12 protein-coding genes, 1 tRNA gene and 1 pseudogene are annotated in these 11,901 nt (G+C 66.7%); 8 read left to right on the top strand and 6 right to left on the bottom strand.

Features of this window, described 5'->3' with window-relative positions; all coding sequences use genetic code 11:
* The coding region (locus tag VLK61_RS30825; protein ID WP_325427330.1) for an MATE family efflux transporter at positions 1-1,336 on the top strand (1,336 nt) is incomplete at its 5' end.
* A 270-nt stretch (positions 1,337-1,606) separates the two neighbouring features.
* Here the strand turns inward: VLK61_RS30825 and VLK61_RS30820 are convergent.
* Together VLK61_RS30820 and VLK61_RS30815 are read right to left on the bottom strand one after the other, a co-directional pair.
* Positions 1,607-2,857, bottom strand: a complete 1,251-nt coding sequence (locus VLK61_RS30820; RefSeq protein ID WP_325427328.1) for a tyrosine-type recombinase/integrase — start codon at positions 2,855-2,857, stop codon at positions 1,607-1,609.
* Positions 2,858-3,040: 183 nt separating this feature from the next.
* Positions 3,041-3,116, bottom strand: a tRNA-Ala gene (locus tag VLK61_RS30815).
* Between the two features lie 100 nt (positions 3,117-3,216).
* On the opposite strand from VLK61_RS30815, the gene VLK61_RS30810 reads away from it, so the two are divergent.
* From VLK61_RS30810 to VLK61_RS30790, 5 genes are all read left to right on the top strand, one after another.
* Positions 3,217-4,071 (top strand): alpha/beta hydrolase, encoded by an 855-nt coding sequence (locus VLK61_RS30810; RefSeq protein WP_325427326.1) that lies wholly within the window; start codon positions 3,217-3,219, stop codon positions 4,069-4,071.
* A gap of 170 nt (positions 4,072-4,241) precedes the next feature.
* Positions 4,242-4,661: a rubrerythrin family protein gene (locus VLK61_RS30805; protein WP_325427324.1), complete on the top strand. Its 420-nt coding sequence runs from the start codon at positions 4,242-4,244 to the stop codon at positions 4,659-4,661.
* A 92-nt stretch (positions 4,662-4,753) separates the two neighbouring features.
* Positions 4,754-6,106 carry a (Fe-S)-binding protein gene (locus VLK61_RS30800; RefSeq protein ID WP_325427322.1) on the top strand — a complete coding sequence of 451 codons (1,353 nt, stop codon included), beginning with the start codon at positions 4,754-4,756 and terminating at the stop codon, positions 6,104-6,106.
* 5 nt (positions 6,107-6,111) lie between these two features.
* Positions 6,112-6,693 carry a DUF3501 family protein gene (locus tag VLK61_RS30795; protein WP_325427320.1) on the top strand — a complete coding sequence of 194 codons (582 nt, stop codon included), beginning with the start codon at positions 6,112-6,114 and terminating at the stop codon, positions 6,691-6,693.
* 105 nt (positions 6,694-6,798) lie between these two features.
* Positions 6,799-7,185 carry a VOC family protein gene (locus VLK61_RS30790; RefSeq protein WP_325427318.1) on the top strand — a complete coding sequence of 129 codons (387 nt, stop codon included), beginning with the start codon at positions 6,799-6,801 and terminating at the stop codon, positions 7,183-7,185.
* Between the two features lie 14 nt (positions 7,186-7,199).
* Here the strand turns inward: VLK61_RS30790 and VLK61_RS30785 are convergent, their stop codons facing one another.
* Positions 7,200-8,393: a pyridoxal-phosphate-dependent aminotransferase family protein gene (locus VLK61_RS30785; RefSeq protein WP_325427316.1), complete on the bottom strand. Its 1,194-nt coding sequence runs from the start codon at positions 8,391-8,393 to the stop codon at positions 7,200-7,202.
* Between the two features lie 94 nt (positions 8,394-8,487).
* On the opposite strand from VLK61_RS30785, the gene VLK61_RS30780 reads away from it, so the two are divergent.
* Entirely contained in the window at positions 8,488-9,234 is a 747-nt protein-coding gene (locus tag VLK61_RS30780) for an enoyl-CoA hydratase/isomerase family protein (RefSeq protein WP_325427314.1), read from the top strand.
* Here the strand turns inward: VLK61_RS30780 and rarD are convergent.
* From rarD to VLK61_RS30765, 3 genes are read right to left on the bottom strand one after another with little or no spacing between them, the layout of a single operon-like run.
* Positions 9,221-10,102: an EamA family transporter RarD gene (rarD, locus tag VLK61_RS30775; protein ID WP_325427312.1), complete on the bottom strand. Its 882-nt coding sequence runs from the start codon at positions 10,100-10,102 to the stop codon at positions 9,221-9,223. The two genes, VLK61_RS30780 and rarD, sit on opposite strands and share 14 nt — an antisense overlap.
* Before the next feature lie 51 nt (positions 10,103-10,153).
* The gene (locus tag VLK61_RS30770; RefSeq protein ID WP_325427310.1) at positions 10,154-10,591 is read right to left on the bottom strand and encodes a YchJ family protein; all 438 of its coding nucleotides are present in this window, start codon (positions 10,589-10,591) and stop codon (positions 10,154-10,156) included.
* On the bottom strand, positions 10,584-11,570 hold the full coding sequence (locus VLK61_RS30765) for a bifunctional helix-turn-helix transcriptional regulator/GNAT family N-acetyltransferase (protein WP_325427308.1): 987 nt from the start codon (positions 11,568-11,570) through the stop codon (positions 10,584-10,586). The genes VLK61_RS30770 and VLK61_RS30765 overlap by 8 nt, the downstream gene beginning before the upstream one ends.
* A 97-nt stretch (positions 11,571-11,667) precedes the next feature.
* Here VLK61_RS30765 and VLK61_RS30760 point away from each other — a divergent pair.
* Positions 11,668-11,901, top strand: a pseudogene (locus VLK61_RS30760) (alpha/beta hydrolase); the annotation flags it as partial.

Here is an 11,901-nt window from a genome sequence, read left to right as displayed (position 1 = left end):
AAGGACGCAGCAAATGCTGAACGCGCCACTGATGCGGACGCTTCTTCGGCTGGCAGCGCCCAACATCATCGGCTTGTTCGCGATGACAATTGTGATCGGCTACGACTGCTTCATACTTGGGCGCCTGGGGCCTAGCGCACTGGCCGGGGTCGCACTGGTGCTGCCTGCGTCGATGCTCATGTTGCAAATGGCGGCGGGCGGCATCGGCGGGGCAACCACCGCTGCCGTCGCCCGAGCGCTGGGCGCCGGGCGACGCGACGATGCGACTCGCCTGGCGCAGCACGCACTCTTCATCGCGTGTGTGGCGGGGGTCATTTTCACAATCGCGCAGTTCGTCCTGGGGCGTGCAATCTACGAGGCCATGGGCGGGCTGGGCGCCGCGCTCGCAGACGCGCTGATCTACTCCAACGTTCTGTTCGGCGGTGCCCTGGTCATCTGGCTGACCAACGTGCTTGCCGCTATCGTGCGGGGCGCTGGCAACATGCTCCAGCCTTCGCTGGCACTCCTGGGTGCGGCGCTTGCCCACCTGGCGCTGTGCCCCCTGCTCGTATTTGGCTGGGGTCCGATGCCCGGACTGGGGATTGCGGGTGCCGCAACCAGCACCTTGGTCACCAACGCCGCTGCCGCATTGGGCATGGGGTTCTATCTGATGAGACCTGAGGGCGCGGTGAATCTCAGGGGTCTGCCATGGCGCCTGCACGCCGAACTTCTGCGATGCATCCTGCGCGTAGGCTTGCCAAGCTCGGTGGGTCCGTTAATCAGCAACGGATCCATCGCCCTGACAACCGCATTCGTGGGCAGCTTCGGCCTGGCCGCACTCGCCGGCTACGGGATAGCTGCTCGTCTCGAATACATCCTGGTGCCGATCGCGTTCGGTGTCGGGACGGCATTGACAGCGATGGTCGCGACGAACCTTGGTGCAGGGCAAAGGGAGCGGGCGTTGCGCGTCACATGGGCAGGGAGCGGCCTGGTCGCTGCCGTCACGGGAAGCATCGGGCTGACCGCCGCTGTCTGGCCGGGTCTATGGATGAACATGTTTACTGCCGATCCTGCGGTCCATGAACTTGGGGGCCTGTACCTGAACATCGTCGGTGCGAGCTACGGCCTGTTCGGTCTGGCAGCGACGCTTACCTTCGCCTCACAGGGTGCCGGTCGAATGGCCTGGCCGCTCGCTGGCAGCGTCCTGCGTTTAGCGTTGATCATGGTCGGTGGTTGGGTCTGTGTGCACCTGCTGCGGGTGCAGCCCAGTGGGCTGTTTCTGGTCGTCGCCTTCAGCATGGCGTTGTACGCACTCACGCTGACGGCGGCCATTCGAATCGGCGGCTGGGGCCGATGATGACACTGCGCGGGAACTCTCTCATTCGCACATCGGGCTCGTCCCTCGCGTCGCAAATATTACCGACGTCCAGATGCGCGCGCACCTGAGTCACCTGAGGCAGTGTTGCGCCGCGCCGAGCTCGGCTGCGCGCCGCGCTACCGGCACGCGGCCTTCTCGGACGCTTGCGGCTTCGTTGCTGCCGCACCGCCGACACGCACAAACGTCAGTGCGGATGGCGCCGCAGACCCGCAGCCACGAGGTCAGATGAGAAAAGCCCGAACCAGGGACCTACGGATCAACAGTTCGCAGTTGCTTTAGTTGGTCCAAGTGATCAGCCCACGCTTGCATCATTCGTCGACGCTCTGGCAAATGTTCGGCGTGGTTGTAGGCAGCCTTCACCGAGTTCCGTTCGGCATGGGAGAGTTGCCGCTCGACGACATCGGACGCCCAGCCGATCTCATGCAGCATGGTGGAGGCCATGCCGCGGAAGCCATGGGCAGTCATCGTCGCCCGCTCGTAGCCCAGCCTTCGCAGAGCCGCATTGACCGTGTTCTCGCTCATGGGCTCGCCGTTGGTCCTGTTTCCCGGAAATACCCAGCCATTCGGTCCCGTCAGCGGCTTCAATTCGCGCAGTACTGCCAGTGCCTGCGTCGCGAGGGGAACGATGTGCATCACGCGCCCCTTCATCTTGGGTGCTGGTATGCGCCACTCCGCTGCGTCAAGGTTGATCTCGTTCCACTCGGCGCGTCTCAGTTCGCCTGGTCGAACGAAGAGCAGTGGCGAAAGCTTCAGCGCGCAGCGGGTGATGAATCCGCCTTCGTACGCGTTAATGTCCCGAAGCAATTGACCGACACGGCGAGGGTCGGTCAACGTCGGGTAGTGTTCCGGCCGCCACGGGGGCAGCGCGCCGCGCAAGTCCCGGCTCGGGTCGCTCTCCAGCAGGCCGATCGCGACGGCATAGCGGAAGACCTGGCTGCAATTCTGTTGGACTCGGTGGGTCGTCTCGATTGCGCCTCGGACCTCCACGCGATTGAGCACCTGCAACAACTCGGGGGGCTTGAGGGTGCTGATGGGTTTGGCGCCCAGCCAAGGGAACACGTCGCGCTCCAGGCGCCGGATGATCTTGTCGGCGTGGCTGGTCGCCCAGGAGGGCGAGTGTTTGGCGTACCACTCGCGTGCCACCGCTTCGAATGATTCCGGAACGGGCAGACCTGCATCCACCAACTTCTCGATATGAAGTTGCTTGGCCACCAAGTGGCGCTGCTGTCGGCGCGCCTTGCTCGGGTCGGTGCCCGAGCCAACCATCGTTCTGGCCTCCTCGGCCTTCAGGCGCGCTGCGCTGAGGCTGGTGGCAGGGTACGTGCCCAAGCTCAGGGTCTTGCGCCGACCTTGGAATGTGTAGTCGAGTCGCCAGCCATGTGACCCACCTTTGACGAACAAGAGCAGGTAGAGCCCGGCGCCGTCGCTGAGGCGGCGCCTGGCATCGCCGGGCTTGATCGCCTTGAGGGTTGCGGCTGAAGGGATGAGGTGCTGGGCCATGCAGTAACTTTTGCGAGAGAACCGGGAAGATTCTCTGGTTACTGCGGAAGTTCCTGCAATGTGAACTCGTATCGCGCGGGTTCGCCTGGGATCCAGCGGGCCAAGAAAAAAGCCCCAAGGCGTTGATTCCTAAGGGCTTTTCCGGTTTCCTGGGATCTCTCGGGGCGACCCGGGATCTTGACTTGGTGGAGACGAGGAGGATCGAACTCCTGACCTTCGCATTGCGAACGCGACGCTCTCCCAGCTGAGCTACGCCCCCGAAAAGCCGGCATTCTAGCAGCACGGAAATGCTGCGAGAAGCGGTCAATGCGCGATAGAAAGCCGCCTTGGCCGAGCAGGCTTTGACCCGGAGGATAGCGATGGCAGTGCAAGAAGATCCCGCGTGGTACGACGTGCAGTACAACAACCGGGCGCGGGTGGCGGAGCATGCCGCCATCCTGGCGCGCTGGGCGGACGCCTCGGTGCTGGCCCGCGGGGGGCTGCGTGTGCGGCTGGACCTGCCTTACGGCCCCAGCGCTGCAGAGCAGCTGGATGTGTTTGCCGCGCAGCGCCCGCGTTCACCGGTGCTGGTGTTCATCCACGGCGGCTACTGGCGCTCGCTGGACAAGGCCGATCATTCGTTCCTGGCGCCGGCTTTCGTCAAGGCCGGCGCGATGGTGGTGGTGCCGAACTACGCGTTGTGCCCGGCGGCGAGCATCGAGCAGATCGCGTTGCAGATGACCCAGGCGCTGGCGTGGACCTACCGGCACGCCGCGGCGCATGGTGGCGACCCGTCGCGTATCGTCGTCGTCGGCCATTCGGCCGGGGCGCACCTGGCGGCGATGCTGCTCAGCTGCCGCTGGAAGGACGTGGGCAGCGACCTGCCGACGCGGGTGGTCGGTGGCGCCATCGGCATCTCGGGCGTCTATGACCTGGAGCCCGTCCGTCTGGCACCGTTTCTGCAGTCCGATCTGCGGCTGACGCCCACCAACGTGCGCCGCCTGAGCCCGGCCTTTTTTCCACGACCGCGCGGGCCGCTGTATGCCGTTGTCGGCAGCGAGGAGAGCGAGGAGTTCGTCCGCCAGAACCGCCTGATCCGCGACCAGTGGGGCCCGAGCACCGTCCCCGTGTGCGAGACGCTGACCGGCCGCAACCACTTCGATGTGCTGCATGACCTGGCCGACCCTGGCGCACGCACCCACGCGCTGACCCTGCGCCTGCTGGGGCTGGATTGACGCAGCTTGCGCACGATCTGGATAATGCTATTCAGTTTGTATTTTTAATAGCTATTGACTATTGATTGCATTGAAGCTTTGTATTGGCCGTGCTGGTGGGCCTGGAGTAGCGTGCGGCTGTGTTGTCCGGGAACGGGCAACCGTCGATCCACTTCCAAGAGGAGCTTGCCATGGGCTTAAAAGGATCCAAGACCGAGCAGAACCTGAAGGACGCCTTCGCGGGTGAATCCCAGGCCAACCGCCGCTACCTGTACTTCGCAAACAAGGCCGACATCGAAGGCCAGAACGACGTGGCAGCGCTGTTCCGCTCCACCGCCGAAGGGGAGACCGGCCATGCGCATGGTCACCTCGAATTCCTGGAGGCTGTGGGCGACCCCGCCACCGGCCTGCCCATCGGCCCCACGCGCGACAACCTGAAGGCTGCCGTGGCCGGCGAGACGCACGAGTACACCGACATGTACCCGGGCATGGCCAAGACGGCGCGCGGCGAAGGCCACGACGAGATTGCTGACTGGTTCGAAACGCTGGCCAAGGCCGAGCGCTCGCACGCCAACCGCTACCAGAAGGCGCTGGACCAGCTGGTCGACTGACACCGGCTGAGCACTGAATGCACAAGGGGCTTTGTTGCCCCTTGTCTGTTTTTGCTGAGCGCTGAACAACAACACCTGGACGAGGCACCTCGATGAGCACGCGTGAAGGCAATCTTGAAGCGCCCACCCGGCATGCGCTGGACTGGAAGAACCCCCAGTTCTACGACCGGGACGATTGCTACAAGGAAATGGAGCGGGTGTTCGACATCTGCCACGGCTGCCGCCGCTGCGTGAGCCTGTGCCAGAGCTTCCCGACGCTGTTCGACCTGGTCGACGCCACCGATGACGGCGAGGTGCACGGCGTCAAGAAGGAGGCGTACTGGGACGTGGTCGATCAGTGTTATCTGTGCGACCTGTGCTACATGACCAAGTGTCCCTATGTGCCGCCGCACCCGTGGAACCTGGACTTCCCGCACCTGATGCTGCGGGCCAAGGCCATCAAGCACAGCCAGGGGCTGGTAGGTCCCGGCGAAAAGTTCCTGGCCTCCACCGATGTGCATGGCAGCTTCGCCGGCATCCCGGTGGTCGTGCAGGCGGTGAACGCGATCAACCGCAGCAAGGCCGCACGCTCGACGATGGATTCGGTGCTGGGCGTGCACCCCGAGGCCTGGATGCCCGAGCTGGCCACCAAGCGTTTCCGCTGGACGGCCGAGAAGCAAGGCCGCTCCACGCAGGTGATCGACGGCGAACGCACACCGGGCAAGGTGGCGGTGTTCGCCACCTGCTATGTCAACTACAACGAGCCCGGCATCGGCCATGACCTGCTGAAGGTGCTGGAGCACAACGCCATTCCCTACGTCATCGTCGAGAAGGAATCCTGCTGCGGCATGCCCAAGCTGGAGCTGGGCGACCTGAAGGCCGTGGAATCGCACAAGGACGACAACATCCCCGTGCTCGCGAAGTACGCCAAAGAGGGCTACGCCATCCTGTCGGCCATTCCCAGCTGCACGCTGATGTTCAAGCAGGAGCTGCCGCTGATGTTCCCGGACGAAGCCGATGTGCAACTCGTCAAGGACGCGATGTACGACCCCTTCGAATACCTGATGGCGCGCCAGAAGGACGGCCTGCTGAAAGTCGACTTCAAGCGCGACCTCGGCAAGGTGAGCTACCACATCCCCTGCCATGGCCGCGTGCAGAAGATCGGCCGCAAGACCGAAGAGATGTTCAAGCTGATCGGTCAGACCGTGAAGGTCGCGCTGAACACCGTGGAGCGCTGTTCGGGCCATGCCGGCACCTATGGCGTGAAGACGCCGTACCACCCGGTGGCGATGAAGATCGGCAAGCCGGTGTTCAAGGCCATGGCCAAGGATGCGCCGGACTTCATCTCGAGCGACTGTGCCTTGGCCGGCCACCACATCGCACAGGGCATGCAACAGGCCGGCACGCCGGCCAAGGCGCTGCAGCACCCCTTGAGCCTGCTGCGCCACGCCTACGGATTGGAGTGAACACGATGAGCACCATCACCCCCGACAGCCTGATGACGCTGGAGGCCTACGCCAAGTACCGCAAAGCCCACAAGGGCGAGATCATCACGCACCGCCGGCTGCGCAGCGTGCAGCTCGGCGAGCACATCAACCTGCAGTTCGAGGACGAGCAGACGGTGCGTTATCAGATCCAGGAAATGCTGCGCATCGAGAAAATCTTCGAGGAAGAGGGCATCGTCAGCGAGATCGAGGCCTACGCCCCGCTGGTGCCCGATGGCAGCAACTGGAAGGCGACGATGCTGATCGAATACCCCGATGAGCATGAGCGCCGGCGTGAGCTGGCGCGCCTGATCGGCGTGGAAGACCGGCTGTTCGTCGAGGTCGAGGGCCATGCGCGGGTCTATGCCATCGCCGACGAAGACCTCGACCGCGAGAACGACGAAAAGACTTCGGCCGTGCACTTCGTGCGCTTCGAGTTCTCGGCGGCCGCGCGCGAAGCGGTGCGTGCCGGTGCGGCAGTGAAGCTGGGCTGCGACCATACCCACTACCCGGCACACGTGATGATTGCGCCGGAGACGCTGGCCAGCCTGGCGGGCGACCTGCGCTGAACGCCGGGTCGCGGGGGTGTGCGCGATTTGCCCCTGGGCAAAGCTGCGCACATCGCCTACAAACCCAGCATGCGCGGCCGCGGTGCAGCGTCAAGGAGCCTGGTGATGGAAGCACTTGCCCACAGCACGGTCAGCTGCATGCTGCCGGTGAAGGATTTGGACCGAGCCCGGCATTTCTACGAGCAACAGCTGGGCCTGCCGCCGCTGGGCGCGCGGGCGGACGGCAAGTTCATCTACCGCTGCGGCGGCACTGAACTGGCGCTGTTCCCGAAACCCGAAGGCACCAAGGCCGAACACACGGCGCTGAGCTTTCGCGTGGCTGACATCGTGCAGGCCGTCGCGGCGCTCAAGGCCCGCGGCGTGCGCTTTGCCGACTACGACCTGCCGGGCCTGAAGACGGTGGACCACGTCTGCGTGCTGGGGTCCGAGAAGGCGGCCTGGTTCGAGGACACCGAAGGCAACATCCTGTGCCTTCATGAAGACCTCGCCTGAGCGCCGCCGCGAGTTCAGCGCCCCGCCAGGCTCAGCACCGCACGCCGCGTGCCGCCGTTGCCGACCGGCACCCCCTGCGTCTCCAGCGCGGCCTCCACGCCGGCAATCGCGCCGAGGATCATCGCCGGGTTGCAGTCGCCCAGGTGGCCGATGCGAAACGCGCGGCCGGCCAGCGGGCCCAGGCCACCGGCGATCGCGACCTGGAAACGCTCGCGGGCGACGGTGCGCAGCGCGTCGGTGTCGATGCCCGGGCTCACCGCGATGGTGGTCACCGACAGCGAGCGGCTGGTGGCCTCCTGCGCAAAGAAGTCCAGCGCACCACCTTCGCGCCAGCCTTCGACGGCGGCCTGCACCGCACCGGCCAGCTGCGCATGGCGTTGCCACACCGCTTCCAGGCCCTCGCTGAAGATCAGCCCCAGCGCGGCCTCCAGGCCCATCAACAGGTTCTGCGGCGCGGTGCCGCAGAACTTGCGGTACGACAGATCACTCTTGCGCCGCACCCAGTCCCAATAAAAGCGCGGCGAGGCATTGCGCTCGGCCACCGCGAAGGCCGCCGCGTTGACCGCGACGCAACCGACCCCGGGCGGGCACATCAGGCCTTTCTGCGACGCGCCCACCGCAACATCGACGCCCCACGCATCCATTGCAAAGGGCACCGCGCCGAGCGAGGCCACGACATCGGCCACCAGCAGCGCCGGGTGGCGTGCCGCGTCGATGGCGCTGCGCAGCGCGGCGATGTCGTTGGTGACGCCGCTGGCCGTGTCGGTGTGCACCGCGAACACGGCCTTGATGGCATGCGCCTTGTCGTCGCGCAAGGCCTGCTCCACCGCGCCGGCATCGATCGGCCAGCCCTCGCGCCAGGGCGTGCGAAGCACCTGGCGGCCACAGGCCTCGGTCTGCACCGCCCAGGATTCGCTGAAGTGGCCGGTGCCGGGCACCAGCACGCATTCGCCGATCGCGGCGAGGTTCTCGATCACCGCTTCCCAGGCGCCATGGCCGTTGGCGGCGTACAGGAAGACATCGGCCGCAGTGGTGCGCAGCAGGCGTTTCAGGCCGTTTTCGCAGGCCGCGATGGTGGCGTCGACCCGCGGGTCGGCCAGATCCATCGGCTGCGCGCTCATGGCATGCAGCACCGCGTCGGGCAAGGGTGTCGGGCCTGGGGCGTGCAGCAGGCGGCGGCCGGGGATGCGGGCGGGCGGGTGTGTCATGCGCGATGGTGGCCAGATGAGTTGCTGGCGATGGTAAGCCGGCCTACGCGGCACACTCCGACGGTTCGCCATTCCCGGGAAAGACCTTGAATTCATGAACACACCTGAACTCCTGATCGATGGCGCCGTTGCCACCATCCGCTTGCGCCGGCCGGAACAGGCCAATCGCCTGGGTCCCGACGACCTGGCGCAGCTGTCCGAGCACATCGCAACGGTGAACGCCACCGAAGCCGTGCTGGTGCTGCGGCTGCTGGCCAGCGGCAAATCCTTCTGCAGCGGCTACGACATCGGCAGTCTGGCCGGCGACCGCGCCCTGGTTTTCGACGAGGTGGTCAACGCGCTGGAAGACGCGCGGCCGGTGACGCTGGCGCTGCTGCAGGGCGGCGTCTACGGCGGCGCCACCGATCTGGCGCTGGCCTGCGACTTCCGCCTCGGCGTGCCGGGCATCGAGATGTTCATGCCGGCCGCGCGGCTGGGCCTGCACTTCTACCAGCGTGGGCTGGAACGCTACGTCAGCCGCCTGGGCCTGGACACCGCCAAGCGCCTGCTGCTGACCGCCGAGCGCATCGATGCCGGCGAGATGAAGGCGATCGGTTTTCTCACGCACCTGGTGGCCGCCGAAGCCTTGCAGTCCACCGCCGAGGGTCTGACGAAGACGCTCACCAGCATGGCCCCGCTGGCCGTGCTGGGCATGAAGAAGCACCTGAACCGCATCGCGACCAGTCGGCTGGATGGGGACGAGTTCAATCGCGACATGCTGCGAGCCGCCCAGTCGGCCGACTTCCAGGAAGGCCGCGCCTCCTGGGCCGAGAAGCGGCCACCGAAGTTCACCGGGCAGTAGCGCTGCCGCGCAGGCGCCACAGGCTCTCGCCGCTGTAGACCACCAGCCCGGCCCAGATCAGCGCAAAGCCGATGCCGCGCGCCGGATCGAAGGGCTCGTGGAACACGAAGATGCCGAGCAGGAAGCCGATGGTCGGCCCCAGGTACTGCAGCAGGCCCAGCGTGGCCAGCGTCACGCGCCGTGCGCCGGCCGCGAACAGCAGCAAGGGGATGGCGGTGCAGGGGCCGGCCAACAGCAACCAGGCATCGGTGGCCCCGTCGCCGCCCAGGAACGCCCCGTCGCCAAAGAATAGAAACCACAGCAGCAGCCCGACCGTCAGCGGCGCCAGCACCAGCGTCTCCAACGTCAGGCCTTCGATGGCGCCCAGCGTCGCGGTCTTGCGCAGCAGGCCATAGAGGCCGAAGCTCGCCGCCAGCACCAGCGAGATCCAGGGCAGCTGGCCGGCTCCCACCGTCAACCACAGCACGCCGGCCGCGGCCAGCGCCACGGAGGCCCATTGGCCGACCCGCGGCCGTTCGTGCAGCACCAGGCAGCCCAGCATCACGTTGACCAGCGGGTTGATGAAATAGCCCAGGCTGGCATCGATGACCCGCTCGTGGCTGACAGCCCACACGTACACCAGCCAATTGGCCGACAGCAGCAGTGCGCTGAGCATGAACACGCCCAGCACGCGCGGCTGGCGCAGCGCATCGCGCAGCCAGGCAAAACGCTTGAGCACCAGCAGCAGCCCCAGCATGAAGACCAGCGACCACACCGAGCGGTGAGCCACCACTTCCAGCGCGTTCACATGCGCGACCTGCTTGATGTAGAGCGGAAAGATGCCCCAGAGGATGTAGGCCAGGGCGGCGGCAAGGGGACCGTTGGTCATGCAGGGCGGCCGTGGCGGCCTTCGGGTGCACAGGGCTGCGCATTGTCGCGATCAGGGGCCGTCCCTGTCGGTCTTTCCCTCGAGGTAGAACCAGCGTCCGGCTTCGCGCACGAAGTGGCTGGTTTCGTGCAGGCGGTGCGCGCGGCCACCGAGCTTGCTGCGCGCGACGAATTCGACCACCGCGCTGTCGGGCCCGGTGCTGGCGTGGCGGCGCACATCGAGGCCCAGCCAGCGCAGGCCGGGTTCAAAGTCGATCGTTGCCGGCCGGGTGCTGGCATGCCAGGTGGCCAGCAGGTAGTCAGCCCGTTGCAGCACGTAGGCGCTGTAGCGTGACCGCATCAGCGCCTGCGCATCGGGCGCCTGCAACTGCAGCGGGCCGTCATGCCAGCGGCCGCAGCAATCGGAGTAGGCGGCGGGCAGGCCGCGACTGCCGTGGGCGTCTTGCCGGCCGCAGGGGCAGGGTGATGCTGCCGGGCGCGGTTCAGGCAAGGGACATCTCCCAGATCTCGCCGACCAGGTCGTGGCCGAAGCTGTGGTGCGGCTCGGTGCCGATCAGTTGATAGCCCTCGCGGCGGTAGATCGCACGGGCCGCCAGCAGCTTGCTCTGTGTCCACAGCCGCAGTTTCTGATAGCCGGCGCGGCGCGCGAACTGCGTGCATTCGGCAACCAGCCGGGCCCCCAGCCCCAGCCCGCGCGCCGCGGGTTCCACCAGCAACAGGCGCAACTGGCCGACGCCGGCTTCGGGCTCGCCAGTGGCCTCGTCACGCGCCTGCACCAGGAATACGCAGCCGATGTTCTCGGCCTGGCCGGCCGCGCCGGGGCGTTCGGCGATCCAGCAGGCTTCGCGCCGCGCATCGAAGCGGTCGATGAACTGCGCGGCGATGTGCGCGACGAGCGCTTCGAAGCCGATGTCCCACTGGAACTCGTCGGCATACAGCGCGCCGTGGCGGGCGATGACCCAGCCGATGTCGCCCGGCCGGTGCGCCCGCAAGGCGTAGGGCGGGCGCTCGCTGCGGCGGGCGCCGAGCAGGTCTTCGATGGTCTGCATCGCGGCCAGCAGCCGCGGCTGGTCGACCGCCGGCACACTCGCCAGCACCTGCGCCATCTGCGCCTGCGAGCCGGCGTCCACCGGCGCGAAGGCGCGGCGGCCGGCGGCGCTGAGCGTCAACAGCTGCTGCCGCCCATCGGTGGGCGAGGGCTGCAGGCGCAGCAGCTTGCGCAACTTCATCGCCTTCAGCAGCCGGCTCAGGTAGCCGGGGTCCAGGTCCAGCGTGCGGGCCAGCGTGGCTGCGCTCAGGCCCGGCTGGTCGGCTGGCAGGTGGGACAACTCCCACAGCACCCGTGACTCGGCCAGCGTGAAGCTGCCGCCTTGCAGGCGCTCATGCAGCACGCCGATGCGCTGGGTGTAGAAACGATTGAAGCCACGCAGCGCGGCCACACGGGCGGGGTCGATGTTCGGTTCGGCCATCGGCGCATTGTCAACAGAAAGATTGCCAAAAGCAACCAGTTGCCTGCCGCCGCGCGCCGCTAAACTGCGCCGACCCCGCAACCGCAGGAGACAGCGCATGCTCGACCCGCAAGCCCAGGCCTTGATCCAGCTGATCGCCGAACGCGGCCTGCCGCCCACGCACCTGCTGACGCCGCAGGAGGCGCGCCAGGTCTACCGCGAGCGCCGCTACTTCACGCAACCTGCGCCGCCGGCGATGGCCGAGCTGCGCGAGCTGCAGGCGCCGGGGCCCTTGGGGCCGATTCCGCTGCGCCTGTACCGCCCCGAAGGCGTGGCCGTGCCGGCGCCGGTG

Source organism: Aquabacterium sp. (assembly GCF_035476535.1).
Classification (GTDB): Bacteria; Pseudomonadota; Gammaproteobacteria; order Burkholderiales; family Burkholderiaceae_C; genus Pseudaquabacterium.
This window is presented reverse-complemented; position numbering and strand designations above follow the sequence as displayed.

What these genes read in the sequence shown, in the direction of transcription:
- VLK61_RS30785 (WP_325427316.1), bottom strand. Translation starts at nt 8,393, where the DNA reads ATGACACACCCGCCCGCCCGCATCCCCGGCCGCCGCCTGCTGCACGCC.
- VLK61_RS30790 (WP_325427318.1), top strand. Translation starts at nt 6,799, where the DNA reads ATGGAAGCACTTGCCCACAGCACGGTCAGCTGCATGCTGCCGGTGAAG.
- VLK61_RS30810 (WP_325427326.1), top strand. Translation starts at nt 3,217, where the DNA reads ATGGCAGTGCAAGAAGATCCCGCGTGGTACGACGTGCAGTACAACAAC.
- VLK61_RS30795 (WP_325427320.1), top strand. Translation starts at nt 6,112, where the DNA reads ATGAGCACCATCACCCCCGACAGCCTGATGACGCTGGAGGCCTACGCC.
- VLK61_RS30820 (WP_325427328.1), bottom strand. Translation starts at nt 2,857, where the DNA reads ATGGCCCAGCACCTCATCCCTTCAGCCGCAACCCTCAAGGCGATCAAG.
- rarD (WP_325427312.1), bottom strand. Translation starts at nt 10,102, where the DNA reads ATGACCAACGGTCCCCTTGCCGCCGCCCTGGCCTACATCCTCTGGGGC.
- VLK61_RS30765 (WP_325427308.1), bottom strand. Translation starts at nt 11,570, where the DNA reads ATGGCCGAACCGAACATCGACCCCGCCCGTGTGGCCGCGCTGCGTGGC.
- VLK61_RS30805 (WP_325427324.1), top strand. Translation starts at nt 4,242, where the DNA reads ATGGGCTTAAAAGGATCCAAGACCGAGCAGAACCTGAAGGACGCCTTC.
- VLK61_RS30780 (WP_325427314.1), top strand. Translation starts at nt 8,488, where the DNA reads ATGAACACACCTGAACTCCTGATCGATGGCGCCGTTGCCACCATCCGC.
- VLK61_RS30800 (WP_325427322.1), top strand. Translation starts at nt 4,754, where the DNA reads ATGAGCACGCGTGAAGGCAATCTTGAAGCGCCCACCCGGCATGCGCTG.